At 47.0% G+C, this 18411-nt stretch carries 17 protein-coding genes and 1 tRNA gene; 7 read left to right on the top strand and 11 right to left on the bottom strand.

Annotation, left to right across the window (positions count from 1 at the left end):
* Window positions 1-325: 325 nt before the first annotated feature.
* From AC4PME_RS14010 to mutY, 5 genes are all read right to left on the bottom strand, one after another.
* The gene (locus AC4PME_RS14010; protein WP_491046208.1) at window positions 326-760 is read right to left on the bottom strand and encodes a hypothetical protein; all 435 of its coding nucleotides are present in this window, start codon (window positions 758-760) and stop codon (window positions 326-328) included.
* Entirely contained in the window at window positions 757-2613 is a 1857-nt protein-coding gene (locus AC4PME_RS14005; RefSeq protein WP_491046207.1) for a DEAD/DEAH box helicase, read from the bottom strand. Before AC4PME_RS14005 ends, AC4PME_RS14010 begins: the two co-directional genes overlap by 4 nt.
* 155 nt (window positions 2614-2768) lie before the next feature.
* Window positions 2769-2844, bottom strand: a tRNA-Phe gene (locus tag AC4PME_RS14000).
* Window positions 2845-3183: 339 nt separating this feature from the next.
* Entirely contained in the window at window positions 3184-3456 is a 273-nt protein-coding gene (locus AC4PME_RS13995) for an oxidative damage protection protein (RefSeq protein ID WP_119502842.1), read from the bottom strand.
* Between the two features lie 47 nt (window positions 3457-3503).
* Window positions 3504-4544, bottom strand: coding sequence for an A/G-specific adenine glycosylase (gene mutY, locus AC4PME_RS13990; RefSeq protein WP_490708147.1), 1041 nt, complete (start codon window positions 4542-4544; stop codon window positions 3504-3506).
* Between the two features lie 80 nt (window positions 4545-4624).
* On the opposite strand from mutY, the gene AC4PME_RS13985 reads away from it, so the two are divergent.
* The 6 genes from AC4PME_RS13985 (at window position 4625) to arcA (ending at window position 11394) form a co-directional block, all read left to right on the top strand.
* Window positions 4625-5320, top strand: coding sequence for an alpha/beta fold hydrolase (locus tag AC4PME_RS13985; RefSeq protein WP_491046206.1), 696 nt, complete (start codon window positions 4625-4627; stop codon window positions 5318-5320).
* A 124-nt stretch (window positions 5321-5444) separates the two neighbouring features.
* Entirely contained in the window at window positions 5445-6164 is a 720-nt protein-coding gene (gene trmB, locus AC4PME_RS13980; protein ID WP_119502845.1) for a tRNA (guanosine(46)-N7)-methyltransferase TrmB, read from the top strand.
* Window positions 6165-6185: 21 nt separating this feature from the next.
* Window positions 6186-7274, top strand: coding sequence for a methyltransferase (locus AC4PME_RS13975; protein WP_491046205.1), 1089 nt, complete (start codon window positions 6186-6188; stop codon window positions 7272-7274).
* 108 nt (window positions 7275-7382) lie between these two features.
* Complete coding sequence (gene glgA / locus AC4PME_RS13970; protein ID WP_491046204.1) at window positions 7383-8807, top strand: glycogen synthase GlgA; 1425 nt, start codon at window positions 7383-7385, stop codon at window positions 8805-8807.
* 88 nt (window positions 8808-8895) lie between these two features.
* A complete protein-coding gene (locus AC4PME_RS13965) occupies window positions 8896-10557 on the top strand; it encodes a sensor histidine kinase (RefSeq protein WP_119502848.1) in 1662 nt (553 codons plus the stop codon).
* Between the two features lie 129 nt (window positions 10558-10686).
* Window positions 10687-11394, top strand: a complete 708-nt coding sequence (gene arcA, locus AC4PME_RS13960; protein ID WP_119502849.1) for a two-component system response regulator ArcA — start codon at window positions 10687-10689, stop codon at window positions 11392-11394.
* Window positions 11395-11503: 109 nt separating this feature from the next.
* Here the strand turns inward: arcA and pmbA are convergent, their stop codons facing one another.
* On the bottom strand, window positions 11504-12835 hold the full coding sequence (pmbA, locus tag AC4PME_RS13955) for a metalloprotease PmbA (RefSeq protein ID WP_491046203.1): 1332 nt from the start codon (window positions 12833-12835) through the stop codon (window positions 11504-11506).
* A 71-nt stretch (window positions 12836-12906) separates the two neighbouring features.
* Here pmbA and yjgA point away from each other — a divergent pair, with 71 nt between their 5' ends.
* Window positions 12907-13458: a ribosome biogenesis factor YjgA gene (gene yjgA / locus AC4PME_RS13950; protein ID WP_491046202.1), complete on the top strand. Its 552-nt coding sequence runs from the start codon at window positions 12907-12909 to the stop codon at window positions 13456-13458.
* Between the two features lie 47 nt (window positions 13459-13505).
* Here yjgA and AC4PME_RS13945 read toward each other — a convergent pair whose 3' ends face one another.
* The 5 genes from AC4PME_RS13945 to AC4PME_RS13925 form a co-directional block, all read right to left on the bottom strand.
* Window positions 13506-14117, bottom strand: coding sequence for a peptidoglycan-binding domain-containing protein (locus AC4PME_RS13945; protein WP_491046201.1), 612 nt, complete (start codon window positions 14115-14117; stop codon window positions 13506-13508).
* Between the two features lie 75 nt (window positions 14118-14192).
* The gene (locus AC4PME_RS13940) at window positions 14193-15512 is read right to left on the bottom strand and encodes a choice-of-anchor L domain-containing protein (RefSeq protein ID WP_491046209.1); all 1320 of its coding nucleotides are present in this window, start codon (window positions 15510-15512) and stop codon (window positions 14193-14195) included.
* A 328-nt stretch (window positions 15513-15840) separates the two neighbouring features.
* Complete coding sequence (gene tldD / locus AC4PME_RS13935; RefSeq protein ID WP_303572131.1) at window positions 15841-17283, bottom strand: metalloprotease TldD; 1443 nt, start codon at window positions 17281-17283, stop codon at window positions 15841-15843.
* Window positions 17276-18100, bottom strand: a complete 825-nt coding sequence (locus AC4PME_RS13930; protein WP_491046200.1) for a carbon-nitrogen hydrolase family protein — start codon at window positions 18098-18100, stop codon at window positions 17276-17278. Before AC4PME_RS13930 ends, tldD begins: the two co-directional genes overlap by 8 nt.
* A partial coding sequence (locus tag AC4PME_RS13925; protein ID WP_491529636.1) for a YhdP family protein occupies window positions 18093-18411 on the bottom strand: 319 nt, incomplete at its 5' end. The genes AC4PME_RS13930 and AC4PME_RS13925, both read right to left, overlap by 8 nt.

Below are 18411 nucleotides of genomic sequence, written 5' to 3'. Positions count from 1 at the left end.
TTGATCGTCTGTCACCCATTAACCATGAGTGGTGCACTTATTATCTGAATTCGGGTATAATTAAGAAGCTAATAGCTAAATGTAAATTTGAAAATGGATTGAAGACACAGCTTTCGATATTACTGAAATCACAAATGTCCTGCTGCCACCAAGAAATATCGATATCCTGAACCGCAAGTATTAGTGCAAGTGGAAGATATGATCCCAGAAAAATGATAAATGCAGATAATATTCTAAATTGCATGCTAGCAGCACATCCTTGTGGCTCCGCGTTTGACTTACTAATTATTTAGGACCGTTGCATAGATAAAGTCCTCAAAGAACTTTATGCTACAGCAGTTAACATCGGCTTTATTCGCTCTAACAAATCATTCGGTAGCCTACTTAGAATAGCATCTACGGTCGACGCTTCATTTAAATTTGATAGTTCAGACGCTAGCTCATTGATGAAGTTGTCCATACATTCCAGTCTGTCCCATTGCTTTTTATACTGAGAGTTATCGATCTTTTGCTCTACTCTCATTAATTTTTTATCCAAGCTGTAGCTATAACGCATTTTGACAATTGACTTATCGCCTCCATCATATTCATCAAAAGTTAGCAACAGGAATAAGCTCGTAGCATTTTTTCTTATTTCAAAAGAAACGTAATTTTCATTGAATGCAGCCTCAACCAGTTCATTTGGCTGGACGCCAAAAGTTAAGTGAAGAGTTGAGATTTCATGTATCAACGCTTTAATTCTACTGTTAATTTTGATCATTGTATCATCTTCCTGAGTTCTTCAATTATTTCAGGTATCGCATCTATAGACTGAGATAAAGCTTTGTTATCTCTCTGATTAACGGAACCAAATCGCTTTTGCAATTTAGAATTAATGTATCTAACTAACACACCATCATTTGCATCTGTATCTTTTAAGTATGGTAGTACATCCATAAACAATGGAGCCAAATCTGCGGACTTCTCGTCTAGCTTCACATCACTTAATAAATCAGCGACAGAATCCTGAGCATTCTTAGTCAACAGTTCTCTTAACCTTTTTCGCGCCAAATCTGGCCGCTTTTCTATAAGATTGGGATCAATTTCACGAGCAGCTTTACTTGTTGCATTTTGAATCAGTGTAGACCTTAGTAAATTTAAGGTCTCCTCATCAAAGCTGGGATTTCCTTTAATCGACTCTATTTGACCATCGACCTGCTTTTGAATTTCAGCTCGTTTGTTTTTGAATATTTCGTTGAAATCGATATCGTCAAGATATGACTCATTTTCGCTAATATATGAATCGACTGACGACACTTCAGACAACGATGAATCTCGTTCTACATATTCCTTATCAGATATAGTGTATTCTTTTGTTCGCTGATGTGTAGCACGGTCGGTTTCTCTTTGAAATGACTGCCACATTTCATCTAAACCAGTTTCTTTGTGGTAAATAACCAAACCATTGTTATCTACCTCAAATGCAGTGATTAAGTCATCTGGAATCGCTCTCAATATTCTGCCAACGACTTGGGCAAAAGCATTTAAACTCCTGTACGGTCTGAATAAAGCCACTATCGAGAGATAATGATGATCATACCCTTCCATCAGCATGTTGACTGAAATAACGACATCGCAATTATTGTTATCAATTGTTGAAAAGGATTCACCTACAGCTTCTTTCGACATTTGGCTATGAACAATAACGCCCATCAATCCTTCTTCTCGGTACCAATCCAAAAGGTCATTTGCATGAGAGATACTGCAACCGACTGCGAGAATTTTATGCGGGACGTTGGGAGATGATGTTCTGAGTTCAGCTAGTTTTTTAGCACTATGTTTAATGACTTCTAAAGAGCATTCTTTGGACAATGCTACGCTTTTCTCTATCCACTCTTTATCTTTCAGTGCGAGAACTTCGTCTTTAGTAAACTTACGACCCGGCTCGTCAGGCATAGAAAAATATAATTCAGTCGCATTGACCGACTCTTTACGTAACCATTTAACATATTTGTCTCTCATAACTTCAGATAAATATGTTTCGTGAATTTTGACGCCAGGTACCTCTTGGTTGTCCCCACGAAATGGGGTGCCAGTTAAATGCAGAACTTTAGCTGTATGAAAATACTCCAGCGCCATTTTCCAACTGTTCGCTGGTGCATGATGGGCCTCGTCAACGATAATCAAATCAAAAAAGTCGGGTCTGACGCGATTGATTAAAGCACCTGGATTATCACCCGTGAGTCGCTGAATGTTTGAGTAAATAATATTGCTACTTTCTAAATGTTCAATCGATATTGAAGAGCTGTATTCGCTTAACGATGGCAGATCTGTAGGGTCAAAAATTATGTCAAAATTAACCCAAAAATTGTCTTCTAGAACCTCTTGCGCTTTTTGGATGCTGTGTTTGGTCACCAAACCTGGAGTAATAATTAAAACACGACCATCACTCACACCAAACGGAGCAATAGATATTAAGCCAGTCTTACCCGTTCCTGTTGGTAAGACGACCAATGCTTCTTTATTTTCTGGGGTAGAAAAGAACTCTTGAATTCGCAGATAAGCCTGTAGCTGTGGTGCTCTAAGCTTTTTATTGCCAACAATATTGGCTGCAGTTTCTTTGAAATACGACATAAAATTCCTTTTTAACTGAAAGTGTATAATCCTAATTGGATTAAACTACTCCAAAAAACAAAGAATTTAAACTTGTAAGAACTCTAGTCTAAAAATTCAACTTGTATAAATTGCAAAAAAGCCCTGACCATCTCTGATCAGGGCTTCTGTACTAATGGTGCCTCGACCCGGGATCGAACCAGGGACACGCGGATTTTCAATCCGCTGCTCTACCAACTGAGCTATCGAGGCACATAAAACTGTGCAGTGTAAGCTTTAATTTTTCTTTGCAAAACTTTGCAAGCCAAATCGAAGTGCTTACTAACTTTGTATCTCTTATCCTAACAGCTTAGCTTGGTTAAGCTGACTGATAAAGCTTGCACTTTTCAATCCGCTGCTCTACCAACTGAGCTATCTGGGCGAAACTTGGTAGCGAGGAGACTTTTTAAAGCCTGTCTTGCTGTGGGTGCGTATTAAACGGATTTCCGTGCTTCAAGTCAACCGTTTTTCTGCATATTTTTTTCAACTGCGCATTAGTTGCGCAATTCAGAGAAAAAAACAGCAACCCGTGCATTTTTCAGCCGTTTAACACTACTTCTTCGGGGGGACGTAGCCTTCGATGGTCGGCTCAATCCCTTCGAACAAAAAGGCCTCCATTTTTTCTTCCAGGAACTTTCTGTCTGTGGGTTCCATCATATTCAGCTTTTGCTCGTTGATCAGCATGGTTTGCTTTTTCTGCCATGCGGCAAAGGCTTCTTTAGAAATATTGTCAAAAATGCGCTTTCCCAGTTCGCCGGGATAAAGCTGAAAATCCAGTCCGTCTGCGTCTTTATTCAGATGCTGGCAAAATACTTGTCTGCTCATGGTGTCTCCTTAAGCCGGGCTGACAAACCCGCGATTGTGGGCATAGTCTAAAGGAATTGTTTTATTTGCGAGATAATTTTTTGCGTGGGTGCTGCCGTACCCACGCCCAGAGGCTCATCAAGATTAAACCAGCGCTGATTATTTTCCTCAACCCGCTGCTGCTCAATGCCGTCAGCCAGAATCAACCAGGGCTGAATATCCAGATGAAAATGACTGAAGGTATGCCTGAAAGGCTCAAGCGCTTTCATTTCGCCCACACTCACCGGTAACTCATCTGTCATTTCTGTGACCGGCTTATCTGTTTCTATAAATCCGTACAATCCGCCCCAAAGACCGGCCGGAGGACGCTGCGCCATTAACACACTGCCGTGATAAAGCACTGCCACCATAGACGTGGTACGCACAGGCAAGACTTTCTTTGGCTTTTTACCGGGAAACTCCCCTTGCCGTCCCTGCGCATAGGCCAGGCAATCTGTTTGCAACGGACATGCATCGCAGCGGGGCTTTGAACGGGTACATATCATGGCCCCTAAGTCCATCATGGCCTGAGTGTAGTGATTACAACGTTGCTCAGGGGTATTCGCAGCGGCATATTCCCATAGCTGATTCTCCACCGGCTTTTGTCCCGGCCAACCTTCCACGGCATAGAACCGGGCCAGTACCCGTTTAACATTGCCATCAAGGATTGGATGGTTCTGACCACAGGCGATAGACAGTACAGCGCCGGCAGTAGAACGGCCGATGCCGGGTAAAGCGACAACCTCATCAAGGGTAGCCGGAAACTGGCCATGATATTGCCCGGCGATAATGCCTGCCGCTTTATGAAGATTGCGGGCTCTGGCGTAATAACCCAATCCCGTCCAGTGATCCAGTACGGCATCCTGCGATGCATCTGCCAGGTCATTTACCGTAGGAAAACTGTTCATAAAGCGCTGGTAATAAGGGATGACTGTTGAAACCTGCGTTTGCTGAAGCATGATTTCCGACACCCAAACCCCGTAGGGCGTGATATTCTGCTGCCAGGGAAGATGTTTACGGCCATGCACATCGAACCAGTCCAGTACACGTTCTGAGAATTGCTTTGTCATTTAGGCTATTTATTCACTCTTTCTGCTACCCCGCTATGATAACATGCCGCGCTGAATACCAAAGTTAAGCAGGTGTAAGCGTGTCACTTCCTACATTATTCCTTCCGGGCACATTGTGTGATGAAAGAGTGTGGTTGCCGGTATGGCAGAAACTGCAGGTTCATCAGCGTCGCTACGTACCTTTGCAGTGGGCTTCTTCCATGGATGAGATGCTGGCTTTGACCACCGACCGTGTTCTGGCAGGTGAAAAAGTACACCTTGCCGGCTTTTCCATGGGCGGTTATATCGCTGCACGCTGGGCGATTGATAATCCTGACAGCGTTGCATCACTGACGATGATCGCCAGCTCTCCTTACGGTTTAACTGCAGAAGAAGAAAAACGCCGTGCCCAACTGCGCACTATGTTAAAAAAAGGCAGTTTCAAACCTGACAGCCCGGCCTACATTACCCGCTTTGTTCACCCTGACCACCAGAACAACCCCGATGTAGCCGGTGTTGTGCAGGACATGGGGAAAGATCTCGGTGCGGCCACCTTACTGGCTCACACACAAGCGACCACGCCAAGACCAGCGCTGACAGACAAACTGAAAGCCTGCTCCTTCCCTGTTCATATCATTGCCGCCGCTGACGACCGGGTAGTCACAGCCGGTGTACTTAACGACGCCGCAGAAACTATTGCTTCAGCCTCATACACGCCGGTTCACGGCGCCGGCCACATGTGTCTTTTAGAGCAACCGGACACTGTGAGCCGTATTTTACAGTCGATTGTGGACTAATCCGGCGGATTTCACAGCAGTACCACAGTAATTGCAGTAAAATTAACCACTCTATATTGCAATCACCCGGGCAGCGGGCATAATGCCGCCCCTGTTTAACCGGTAATAGTGCGGACACGAAAAAATGGGTCAATACAAAAATCAGGAAGAGGCGGAAGCCGCCGGCGTTTACATCAGCAAGGTACGCAGCTTTGTTAAACGTGAAGGCAGATTAACCAAAGGACAGGCTAAAGCGCTGGAATCTTTCTGGCCAACCATGGGCATTGAGTTTAAAGATGAAATGCTGTCTTTACAGGATCTTTACGGTCGCGATGCGCCGGTGGTGCTGGAAATAGGTTTCGGAATGGGCAAATCTCTGGTAGAAATGGCAGAGAACGACCCTCAATCAAACTTTTTTGGTATTGAAGTACATCGTCCCGGAGTGGGCGCATGTTTATCGGAAGCCGGTGAACGTGGCCTGACGAACTTACGTGTCATGGAATACGACGCGGTAGAAGTGTTTAAGAAAATGATCCCTGACGGCAGCCTCGCCCGGGTTCAACTCTACTTTCCTGATCCATGGCATAAAAAGCGTCACCATAAACGTCGTATCGTACAACCTGAATTTGTACAAATGGTGCGTGAAAAGCTTGCTGTCGGCGGTAAATTCCACATGGCGACAGACTGGGAACCTTACGCTGAGTATATGGCGGAAGTGATGAATGCGGCTCCCGGCTATGAGAATACCGCGACAGACGGAGACTATGTGCCCCGTCCGGACTACCGGCCAATTACAAAGTTTGAAGTCCGCGGACAAAAGCTTGGCCACGGTGTGTGGGATCTCATTTACCAACGTACAGAATAATAAAATAACCGGAAAACACACATGCTCAGCCCGCAAAGCCAGTTAATGGAAAGAAACCTGGCACTTTTTGAAGAAGGTAACTGGTTGATTATCAACCCTGCCGACGCGTATTTTGCCGATCAGATAGATCACAGACCTGTGACCTTTCTTCACCAGTACTTCGACATTTTCAGTGAAAGTGTGCGGGTGATCCCCTGCTGTGAGTTCGACAGCCGCGATGTCAGTCATTCTGAGGCCGGCTTTTGCATTGAGCAAAAGACCGGCGCTCACCGCCATTTGTTTGCCCCGTTCATTCCGGCGGAAACCTGTTTTTCTGACATTCTGATTTATATGCCTAAATCAAAAGCGCACATGCAGATGTTGCTGGCCATGGCTGTCTCTGCGTTGCAGGAAGGCGGCCGCATTCACATTGTGGGCGAAAATAAAGGTGGCATTAAGAGTATCGGCAAGCTGATTGAAAAGACCGGTCCGTCACAGAAAGTAGACTCTGCAAGGCATTGTAGTCTGGTTACGGTGATGCCTGACAAAGCGGGAACAGCGTTTAACCCCGGGAACTGGATTGACGAAGCTGAATACGAGGTTCAGGGGGTCCGGTGGGAAGTCGTTTCCATGCCCGGCGTATTCAGTCACGGCGAACTGGATGACGGTACCCGTATGCTGCTGGACAAAGGATCTGACCGTCTAAGGGGTAAAGTACTGGATTTTGCCTGTGGTGCCGGTGTTATCGGTGCACATTTGCTGCGTCGCTTTCCCCATCTGGATATGACATTACTGGATGTCAGTGCCCTTGCCATTTATTGCAGTGCCAGAACGCTGGCCGCAAATCAGCAATCAGCAACACTGGTTGCATCAGACGGCTTGCACGGCGTGAACAAATCTTTCTCACACATTGTCACCAACCCGCCGTTTCATACCGGCGTGAAAACAGATTACACAGTGACCCGCCGGTTTATTGAAGACAGCCGCCGCTGCCTGAACTCAAAAGGCACATTACAAATGGTTGCCAACCGGTTCTTACCCTACCCCGGTTTGCTCGGTGATATTTTTCCGCAAACCCACACGGTGGCGCAGGATTCCCGCTTTTCATTGTATTTGAGTATTTGCGGATAGGCAGATTTTGAACTGTGTGGTAACGTTTACCATCACATAACCGGTGTTGATTTAACTGTTTGGAAAACAAAGCAGCGCCATTGCTTTGAGGTTGTCAGGAGTCTTGTTGTGAATATCGTTTTCGCCATTTCAGAAGTGGAAGATTTAGTCAAAACAGGAGGACTTGCCGACGTAGGAAAGGCATTACCTCTGGCTTTACTGGATGCCGGTGAACAAATCAGCATCATCATGCCCTATTACAAGGCGATTGCGGACGAATATAAACTCGCTGATGCCTGTGCACAGCAGACATTATTTGCCGAAGGTAAGGTATACCACTACAACATTAAACAGTTGTCCTGGCAGGGACTCGATATCTACTTTATTGACTATCCTGAATATTTCGCCCGCGACGGTTTGTACAGCAGTACCTATGAAGCCTACCAGGACAATGCTGAACGTTTCAGCTTCTTTTGCGGAGCAGCGTTGAATGCATTGCAGGCACTGAGTATTCAGCCTGATATTATCCACTGCCACGACTGGCACACGGCCATGCTGCCCTTTCTGTTGCGCTTTGATCAGTCCGGCTACTTCAATCAGACGAAGACGGTTTTTACGATTCACAATGCCGCCTTTCAGGGCGTGCACAAACTGGACGACATTCCTTATCTTCGCCATCACCCTGCGATTTTGTCTCAGATCCACGGTGGCTACATCAATATGTTGCAGTCGGGCATCGAATTCGCCACGAAGGTAACAACCGTCAGTCCGAATTACGCAAAAGAGCTGCTTACAGACTTAGGATCACACGGCCTGCACGACCGTCTGGTCATGCGCCAGCAAGATTTGTCGGGTATTCTGAACGGTTGTGATTACGGGCAATGGAATCCGCAGGACGATGCTTATCTGCCGCAGAATTATTCTGCCGACACCTTACACGATAAGAAAACCTGCAAACTGGCGTTACAGGAGCTCAGCCATTTACCTCAGAATCCCGATGTGCCGCTGCTGGGCATGGTGTGCCGTTTAACGGAACAGAAAGGCTTCGGTTACCTTGTCCCTATTTTGCAGGATTTGATGCACCATAACGTGCAGATGGTCATTGTTGGCACCGGTGATCCCACAGTTTGTATGGATTTGGATGAGTTTGCCCAGAACCATCCTCAACAGTTTGCCTTCATTAACGGTTTCAGTACCCACCACGCCCACCTTGTGGAAGCCGGCGCGGATTTCTTTCTTATGCCGTCGCAATTTGAGCCTTGCGGCCTGAATCAGATGTACAGCCTTGCCTACGGAACATTACCCATCGTGCGTTCAGTGGGTGGCCTGAAAGACACTGTCATTGATCAGTGTCAGGATAAAGAAAACGCAACAGGCTTTGTTTTTGATGCCCCGACACCGGAGGCGCTGCTGGCGTGTATCCGCCGTGCCCTGCTTTTCTATTATGAACACCCGGTGCAGTTCAGAGAAATGCAAATCCGTGGCATGCAAACCCGTTTCACCTGGGAAGCGTCAGCAGAATCTTACCTCGCACTCTACAGAACGATGATTTAAAGGAATAAATCACGGATGTTGCTTTATTTTTACGCAACTATAAGCCACTATTGAGTGAAGGGACGCGCTTAGAATAAGACACTGTTTAATGAGTCAGCACGCTGTGCAGCTATCAATACGTAGTTTGTTTTTGTGGATGGTTATGGCCATCGCCACAGCGTCTTTGCTTGTATCTGCGGGTCTGTCCGGCTACAACCAGGTGAATCATTACCGCGAAGCACAGCGCGAAGATGTCACTATCTTTATTGATTTACTCGCCGCCCTGTTTAAAGACGACCTTCTTAAAGTACAGTCAGACAGAGATAAACGGTTACTGGGTAATAAACTTAAAAACCTGGCGGTTTCTCCTGATTTGCTCAACGTGCATATTTACCAGCAGGATATATCCGGTCAGCTCAGAATGGTGGCAAACTACACCAAAGAAGGCGAAACCCGTACCAGTTCGAAAGAGTCCTCTGTCAGTAATTATTTTCGTCCGGTTTACTCAAACGAAATCGTTGAAATTGCACGTGCCATCGAGAATGAAGATGCCTCAACGGCGGGGTACATCTATATTCAGGTGTCCACACATCGTCTGAATGAAAAAATCCAGCAGTCCATTTTGACGTCTGTCACCGTCATTATTCTGATGCTGGTGATCTGTTTTATTGTTTCTCTCAAAATGCAAAAGCTTATTACTGCGCCTATTCAGCGTCTGGGAGATTTTCTCAGTAAAACGTCCCGGCAAAGGGATTACTCCGCCCGTGCTGAACCCGGCAATATCAGAGAGCTGGCGTATTTATCTGAATCGATTAACGTAATGCTGAGCCGCATTCAGGAATACATGCAGAAACAGAAAATGGCGGAAGAGCAGCACCGTAAACTGAATGCCAGCCTGGAAGATATGGTGAGTCAGCGCACGAACGCGCTGAAAGATGCCAACCAGGAGTTAATCCAGACACTGGAGAAGTTACACCAGTTTCAACGACAAATCGTTCAGAACGAAAAAATGGCGTCACTTGGAGATATGGTTGCCGGTGTTGCCCACGAAGTTAACACGCCAATCGGTCTTGGAGTCACGGCTTCCACTATGATGCTGGACAGATTGCACATCATTCAAAAAGAATTCGAGAGTAAAACGCTAAAAGCCAGTACAATGGCAAGGTTCTTAAATGAGAGTCAGGAAAACCTGAATATCATCTACCGGAACCTTAACCGTGCAGCAGAGCTGATTTCCAGCTTTAAACAGGTTGCGGTAGACCAGTCTTCAGAAAGTAACCGCAGATTTTGCTTTGCACAGCTGGTTAATGAGATACTGTTATCCTTACGTCCCAGATTAAAAAAGCTCCATCATGATATTCGCGTAGACTGCGATCCGACGTTATCAGTGGAGACCAAAGCCGGCCCTATCAATCAGATAATAATAAATCTGATCATGAATTCTGTCATACACGGCTTTGAGCATATAGAACACGGTGAAATAGACATCATTGCGGAAATGATGACACCGACAAAAATGAAATTAATTTACAAAGATAACGGAAAAGGCATATCGAATGATATCCGTAAACGTATCTTTGACCCGTTTGTTACAACTAAGCGGGGGCAAGGTGGCTCCGGACTGGGTATGCATCTGGTCTACAACCTGGTAACACAGGCACTGAACGGCACCATCTCAATTACCAGTGAAGAAGGAAACGGCGTGGAATTTATTATCATTTTCCCTGTCGAAAGCTCTGAAACCGGAAATTTACCGTTAAAAGGTGAATAAGCCCTTGTAAATTTTGTACAAATCCTTATACCGTTGACAAGTTATCCGATAAACGCTTTTAAAATAGTCACCCGGATATTAGAATTGTCAGAAGCTAGCTTAATCGATTGTAGAAGAGTGTAAAACACCATGCAGACGCCAAATATATTAATTGTTGAAGACGAAGTGGTAACGCGTACCACACTAAAGAGCTTATTCGAAGCTGAAGGCTACAATGTGTTTGAGGCCGAGAATGGCGATCAGATGCATGATTTCTTCGAAAATCACTCTATTAACCTGGTTATCATGGATATTAACCTGCCGGGCAAAAATGGGCTGATTCTGGCGCGTGAAGTACGCGACCGTAAGAATGTAGGACTGATTTTCCTGACTGGCCGTGACAACGATGTAGACCGCATTCTGGGTCTGGAAATCGGTGCAGATGATTATCTGACTAAACCTTTCAATCCACGTGAACTGACTATCCGTGCCCGCAACCTGCTTGCACGTACTACCAGTTCTGCTGAAGACGACGATTTACCAAGCCGTGTCAGCTTCAACGGCTGGATTCTGGATGGCGACAGCCGCTCACTGATTTCACCAAGCAGCACGGAATTCCGTCTGCCACGCTCTGAATTCCGTGCACTGCACCTGTTCCTGAGCAACCCGGGCAAAATTCTTACCCGTGAACAGTTAATTATGGAAATGACTGGCCGTGAACTGCGCCCGAATGACCGTACTGTTGACGTAACCATCCGCCGGATCCGTAAGCACTTCGAATCCGAGCCGAGCGATGAAGAGTTGATTGTAACCATCCACGGTGAAGGTTACCGTTTCTGCGGTTCTGTAGACAGCTGATAGCCCGCCGGGCATTAGCTTTCACATTCCACAGATGAAAAAAATGCAGCCTCTGGCTGCATTTTTTGTGTCTGATGTTTCTGATACGGCTATTTGATTGAAGCAGGCATCAGCTGCCGGCTATACGCATTTCACCAATCAGTACTGAACCGGTTTGAACACCGCCGCGAAGCTCGCGTTCAGCGCCGATGGCAGCAATGTTCATAAACATATCTTTCAGATTACCGGCAATGGTCACTTCGTGGACCGGATACTGGATAATACCGTTTTCAACCCAGAAACCGGCAGCACCACGGGAATAATCACCTGTTACGGTGTTTACGCCCTGCCCCATTAACTCTGTAACCAGCAGACCGGTGCCCATCTCTTTGAGCATCTCTGCATCTGACTGCCCGGTGTCTCCCACAATCCAGTTATGAATACCGCCAGCATGACCGTTTGAAATAACTCCCAGTTTGCGTGCTGAATACGTCGTGTAGAGATAGTGAGATAAACAACCGCTCTCTACAATCGTCATATCGTGTGTTGCCACCCCTTCAGCATCAAAGCTGGAACTGGCCAGCCCCGACTTCAAATGAGGCTTCTCTTCAATGTTCAGCCATTGAGGGAAAACCTGTTCGCCCAGCTTATCCAGCAGGAAGGAAGAACGGCGGTACAGGCTGCCACCACTGATGGCACTGACATAATGGCCGAACAATGAACTGGCAACGTCCTTATGCAACATAACCGGTACTTTGCCTGTGGCAATCTTACGGGCTCCCAGACGGGCGACTGTTGCCTCAGCGGCTTCGCGGCCCACTTCTGCAGCAGGTTTAAGCAAATGCGCCTGACGGTTCACTGTATAGGCATAATCCCGCTGCATATCACCATTTTCAGAGCCAATCATCATGCAGCTCACGCTGTAACGACTGCTCGGATAGCCGGCGTTGATACCATGGGTGTTACCATACACCCGCATCCCCAGGTTTGCGTTATAAGATGCTCCATCCGAGTTGGTGATGCGTTTGTCGTATGCCATGGCGGCCCGCTCAGCTTCAATGGCAATTTCAATGCCCTTTTGCGGATCCAGTTCAATGGGGTGATACAACTCTAAATCGGGAAATTCAGTGGCAATAAGTTCTTTGTCTGCCAGGCCAGTGCACGGGTCTTCACTGGTATAACGGGCGATATCCACCGCTTTTTCTACCGTCAGTGCCAGCGCTTCCTTACTCAGATCCGCTGTAGACGCACTGCCCTTATGCTTGCCGACATAAACGCTGATCCCCAGACCACCGTCGTTATTAAATTCCACATTTTCTACATCGCACATGCGGGATGACACAGCAATCCCCTGCACTTTCGACATACTGGCCTCGGCCTGCGTCGCGCCTTTTTTCAGCGCCATTTTAAGAACGTCGTCTACGACATTCTGAATTTCCGCAATTTGCTTTTCAATTTGCATAGTGAGTTTCGCTATTTCCGTCTGTATGTCACAATAACCGAATACTGCAGTGTAACATTTATGAGTGCCAAATGAGCGATAACAACCACCATTCTGATGAAGAAAACTTATTTAATGAAATTGATCAGGATGATGAGAGTGAATTAATCAGTAAATCCGAACTGAAGCGTCTGTCTGCTGAACGTCAGAAGCTCGGAGAAGACCTGGTTAACTTAACGCCGGCCCACCTTGCCACCATTCCTATGGATGAAGAACTGGAAGACGCAGTGATGCTGGCGCGGAATATTAACCGCAAAAAAGATGGTTTCAGACGTCAACTTCAGTTTATCGGTAAATTAATGCGCAGCCGGGATACCGGCGATATTGAAGCCGCGCTGGCAAAATTGACGCATGCTCACCAGGCCAGCAATGCTGCGTTTCACGCACTGGAAAAAGCCAGAGAAGCGGTAATCAATGAGGGTGATGACGCCATACAACGCCTGATGGAAGAGCATCCAGCCCTGGATCGCCAGAAACTGCGGCAGTTCCACCGTCAAATCAGGAAAGAGCGGGAAAACAACGCACCGCCAAAAGCATTCCGCGAGTTATTTCAGTACTTAAAAGAAGTGATTCACGAAGGGTAACAGTCATGCTGTTACGGCACCGTTTAGGGCCTGTAACAGCACTCAATTTATTGAGCGGAAGTGTTGTGAGACGGGATCAGCAACAGATTCACCAGCGTTTGTTGATCAGGAAAACCGGATTGGGTAAGTCCTTTGCTTTTCTGATATGACAAAATAGCCTTAACCAGTTTTTCATCAAAATTTGTTTCGCCCACATCCACATCATAGCCCTGACCATGCAAAGCCTCCCGCACGGCTAACAGTGTTTCAGCGTAGAAATAGCTTTTGCTGTTCTTCAGGTTAACTTCAACTAAGTCTGACTCTTTGGTTAATCGTGTTGCGGCGAATGAACTTAGCATCGTATTTACAGCGGTCAATATGCGGGTTTCCGGCTGTTTTTCACAATGTTTTGAAATAAAAAACATCATCAGCTCGGTAGTTTGCCAGGGCGTAATATCGTAAGTTTCTTTCTGGAAACTGTTGAAAGCCGACACGTAGCCTTCAATCCAACCACCGTAAAGATAGTATTCGTTACTCTTTGCCTGATATGCCTGATTAAAAGCTTCGCATGATTTTCTGCCTGCGCCTTTGGCAGCAAATTTTCCTTCACCATCAGCAGCCGATACACCGAAAGACAATAAAATTGCCGGCAAGATGGCGGGTACAAATCGAATTCCCATGATAATTCCGTTCACTGAAAATTAAACGGGCGGTAAAACCGCCCGTGAACTTTAAAACAATATCAGATTTTCAGATTACTTTCTTCTGAACTGGCGGAAACCGAACAGGCTCATCGCCAGCATGGCCAGAGTCGCCGGTTCTGGTACGTTTATACCACCGCCAACAGTGGTTGTAACAGGGGTTTGAACCACACCGTAACTCCCTCCGGCACTGAAGGAAACACCCGTTACGAATGCATTAGGATCTGTGGGGTCCAGCATCAGGTTTTCATCGATTCCCTGAATTGTGAAGCTGCTTACCGGAAAGTCGAATGTGAATGTTTGTCCGGCAAGCAATGCCACCGTTTCTTCAAGGCCGAATTCATTGATGAACACGACTTCGTAACCGTCACCATCATTAACGCTGAGTAAGGTAGGTGCAGTTACACTGGCAAACAAACCGCCACCTGTTGCCGTGTAGGTGTAGCCGGTTGACACATCAGGATCGATCCAGATTGTTTCGTTCGCTTCAACTTCTGGCAGCACAAAAACAAATCCGCCGTTAGCGTCTGTAGGGTTGCTGGGATCAGGCATTAACGGAGTGAATTCAGAGCTGCCACTTTCACTTTCGAAGTTACCGAAGCTACTCAAGTAAATTGTTGTATCGTAAGCACTGTCACTGGCATCTGCCAGCAGCATCGTAAAGGTATTTCCAGTACTCCCCGGTGTTACCGGGATATCGAAGCGAAGTAAAGGGATACCATTTGGCGCCAGCATACCATCCAGCTCAGTACCGCTGATATTCGCAAAATCAGGGTGGTTGATAGTGATAGGATAGAGCGGGTCACCGGCAACCGCGCCGGAAAGCTGTGCACCGGCTACGTTTTCATCGTTCAGTAACAATGCAAAACCGTCAACGAATGATGAGCTCACATACTCAGGATATTCTTCAGAACCAAAAGCAGCAACAAAGGAAATGGTATCAACATTACTGTCTACATCGAATGTGATATTCAATTCTACAGGATCACGATGCACCGACTGCCCTGTAATTTCACTTAAAATTGCGTTTTGTGCGCTGCTGGCACTCGTTCCCCATCCGGTGGAAAAGTTATTTCTGGTATTCGGACCGGATTCATAATCAGCTACGTTACCGGTACTGAACACCAGGCCACCCTCACCGGCCAGTCCGTATGTCCCATCTGAGTTGGTAAATGTACCTGACTGACCAGATACGCCGGTTAAGCTGGAGCTGGTTACTGTCAAACCTGAATTTGGAATGATAAGCGCGTCTGTAAGTACAGATGCATCGTTTTCTACAGAGATTGCAATTGCATTAGCCGCAGAAGATAAGAGTGCAGTGCTAACTGCTAAAGCAAGTACGCTTGTTTTGATGAATTTTGAAGAGTCCATAATCTGGCCTTAAGTTGTTCCATAACACACTGAATCGTCAGCAATTCGAAAATCAATTCAGTTTTAGCAAAATAAATACCATTTCATAACCCTATGAAATTACTGAGCTTAATGAATTAAGTGAAAATTAATGTAAAGAATACAAACAGTAAAAAAGTACTAGTTATTCACTGTAGTCAATCCGTTACTTAAAATCTTGCTCGTATGAAATGCAGGCTATTGCAGAGAGGCCGTATATCAGAACAGTTAGTCAGCTAACATGGAAGAGTTGGGGAAAAGAGGAAAACGGGCAAAGCTCACGGCTTTACCCGCATCAATGTGGATTCTGAGGTTATGCAGTACCACCTACGGTGAGTTCATCCACCTTCAGCGTTGGCTGACCAACGCCAACCGGCACGGACTGGCCGTCTTTACCGCACACACCGACACCGCGATCCAGCGCCACATCATTGCCGATCATGGAAATTTTCTGCATGACTTCCGGGCCATTGCCAATAAGGGTAGCGCCTTTTACCGGCGCAGTAATTTTTCCGTTCTCGATCAGATAAGCCTCTGCGCTGGAAAACACAAACTTACCGGATGTAATATCTACCTGACCACCGGCGAAGTTCGGTGCGTAAATACCTTTGTCGATCGACGCGATAATCTCCTGCGGATCGTGCTCACCGGCCATCATGTACGTATTGGTCATACGTGGCATGGGCAGGTGCGCGAAGGACTCACGGCGTCCGTTTCCGGTTGGGCTCACACCCATCAGACGGGCATTCATTTTATCCTGCATGTAACCTTTCAGGATGCCGTCTTCAATCAGTACATTATGTGCTGACGGCGTGCCCTCATCATCTACAGACAGAGAGCCACGGCGGTCAGCCATTGTGCCGTCATCTACCACTGTGACCCCTTTAGCAGCTACACGCTCGCCTATACGGCCGCTGAAAGTAGATGCACCTTTACGGTTGAAGTCACCTTCCAGACCATGGCCTACCGCTTCATGAAGCAGCACACCCGGCCAGCCGTTACCTAACACCACCGGCATGGTCCCGGCAGGGCTGGCGATCGCCTCCATATTCACCCGCGCCATGTGCAGTGCTTCATCGGCCAGAGTCTCGTAATAAGGCCGGCCGTCTTTATCTGTGGTGAAGAAGTCATATGAGTGGCGTCCACCGGCGCCGGCACTGCCACGCTCCCTGCGATCGCCTTTTTCCATCAGTACTGAGCAGTTCAGACGCACCAGCGGACGAATATCTGCCGCCAGGGTGCCGTCAGTCGCAGCTACCAGTACTTCTTCATATACACCGCTTAAGCTCACTACCACCTGATTAATACCGGGCTCTTTTTGACGGATGTAAGCGTCCACCGATTTTAACAGCGCAATTTTTTCAGCGTCCTGCATGGCAAGCAACGGATTGTTGTCTTTGTAACGGCTGATATAGCTGCCGGTTTCCAGTGACTGGACATGATGTTTACCACCGGTAGGGGCAATCGTACGCGCTGCGCGGCAGGCGTCCAGCAGAGCCGTTTCATTGATGTCGTCAGAGTATGCAAAACCTGTTTTTTCACCACTGACTGCACGCACACCCACCCCGCGCTCGATGTTGTAGCTGCCGTCTTTGATGATGCCGTCTTCCAGCACCCAGCTTTCATGCTGGCTGGACTGAAAATACAGGTCAGCATAGTCATTGTCATGGTGATAAATTTCACCCAGCGCTTTTTCCAGCGATGACAAATCAAGGCCTGAGTCTGTAAGCAGATGCGTTTTTACGTTATTAAACAAGTTGGCTCCTGAACCGGTTATGTTGGCTGACAGGCATATTCGCCTTCAACTTCACCCGATCGTTAATGTCTATTTTAGCACTTACCAGCCCGGTCTGTTCAGGCTCGCAGGCCAGAACATCACCCCAGGGAGAAATCACCATACTGTGACCATAGGTTTCGCGCTGGTTGGCATGAATGCCGGTTTGATTTGCACCAGCCACAAAACACTGTTTTTCAATTGCACGGCTTCGCAAAAGCACTTCCCAGTGTGCTTCGCCGGTACGCTGCGTAAAAGCAGCAGGCAACACCAGAATATCGATGTCTCCCATTGCCGTAAATAAGCCGGGAAAGCGCACATCATAACATACTGCCAGGCCAATACGCCCGACCTCAGTATCTACAACCACCACCCGGCCGCCGGGTTTCGTGTATTTAGATTCCAGATAGGTACCGGTGCGGTCATTGACCGCCACATCGAAAAGGTGAATCTTCTGGTATTCGGTTATCAGTTCGCCATCCGGCGAATAAAACAGGCAGGAAGCTGTAAACAGGTTTTCCTCAGAGGTTTTGAGCGGAATAGTGCCACCCGCCAGATAGCACCGGTATTTTGCCGCCATAGCACTGAGTGCCTGTTGAATTGTGCCTTCACCTTTCGCTTCTGCGATAGTCAGTAATGTACCGTCACGGGTGCCGAAACAGGCGAAACACTCAGGCAGTACAACCAGACTGGTCACTTCGTCCGGGTCTGGCAGTAACGCAAGTTGAGATTCAACAAACTGTAAGTTCGCTTCGACATCCGGTCCGGATGTCATCTGTATTGCGACTACATTAACCATTGTTTACCTCCAGTTTGATGCGCTCCATGTCCTGGTCTGTGATGGGATCATCCGGTGATGTTGCCGGCCGGGTTTTCGCCGGCAATGCAACTTCTTTGCTGTCCCTGCCCACCTCTTCAAATACCGGTTCACTTAAGCTGCCGGTAACATGGTAGTTCACATTTGATATGACTTTCGCTGATGTTAACACCTGGTCCAGTGCCAGTGCAGCCAGTGCGGTTGGTGGCGTGGCAAGGAAGTACACCAGGATAGGCAGATTGCCGGTGACGTTAGGCGAAAACACCACATTGTAATTCAACTGGTTTTCCACC

It is taken from the genome of Alteromonas sp., from assembly GCF_984505615.1.
Note: the sequence above shows the minus strand (reverse complement) of the source record. Positions and strands in the feature narration are given on the sequence as shown.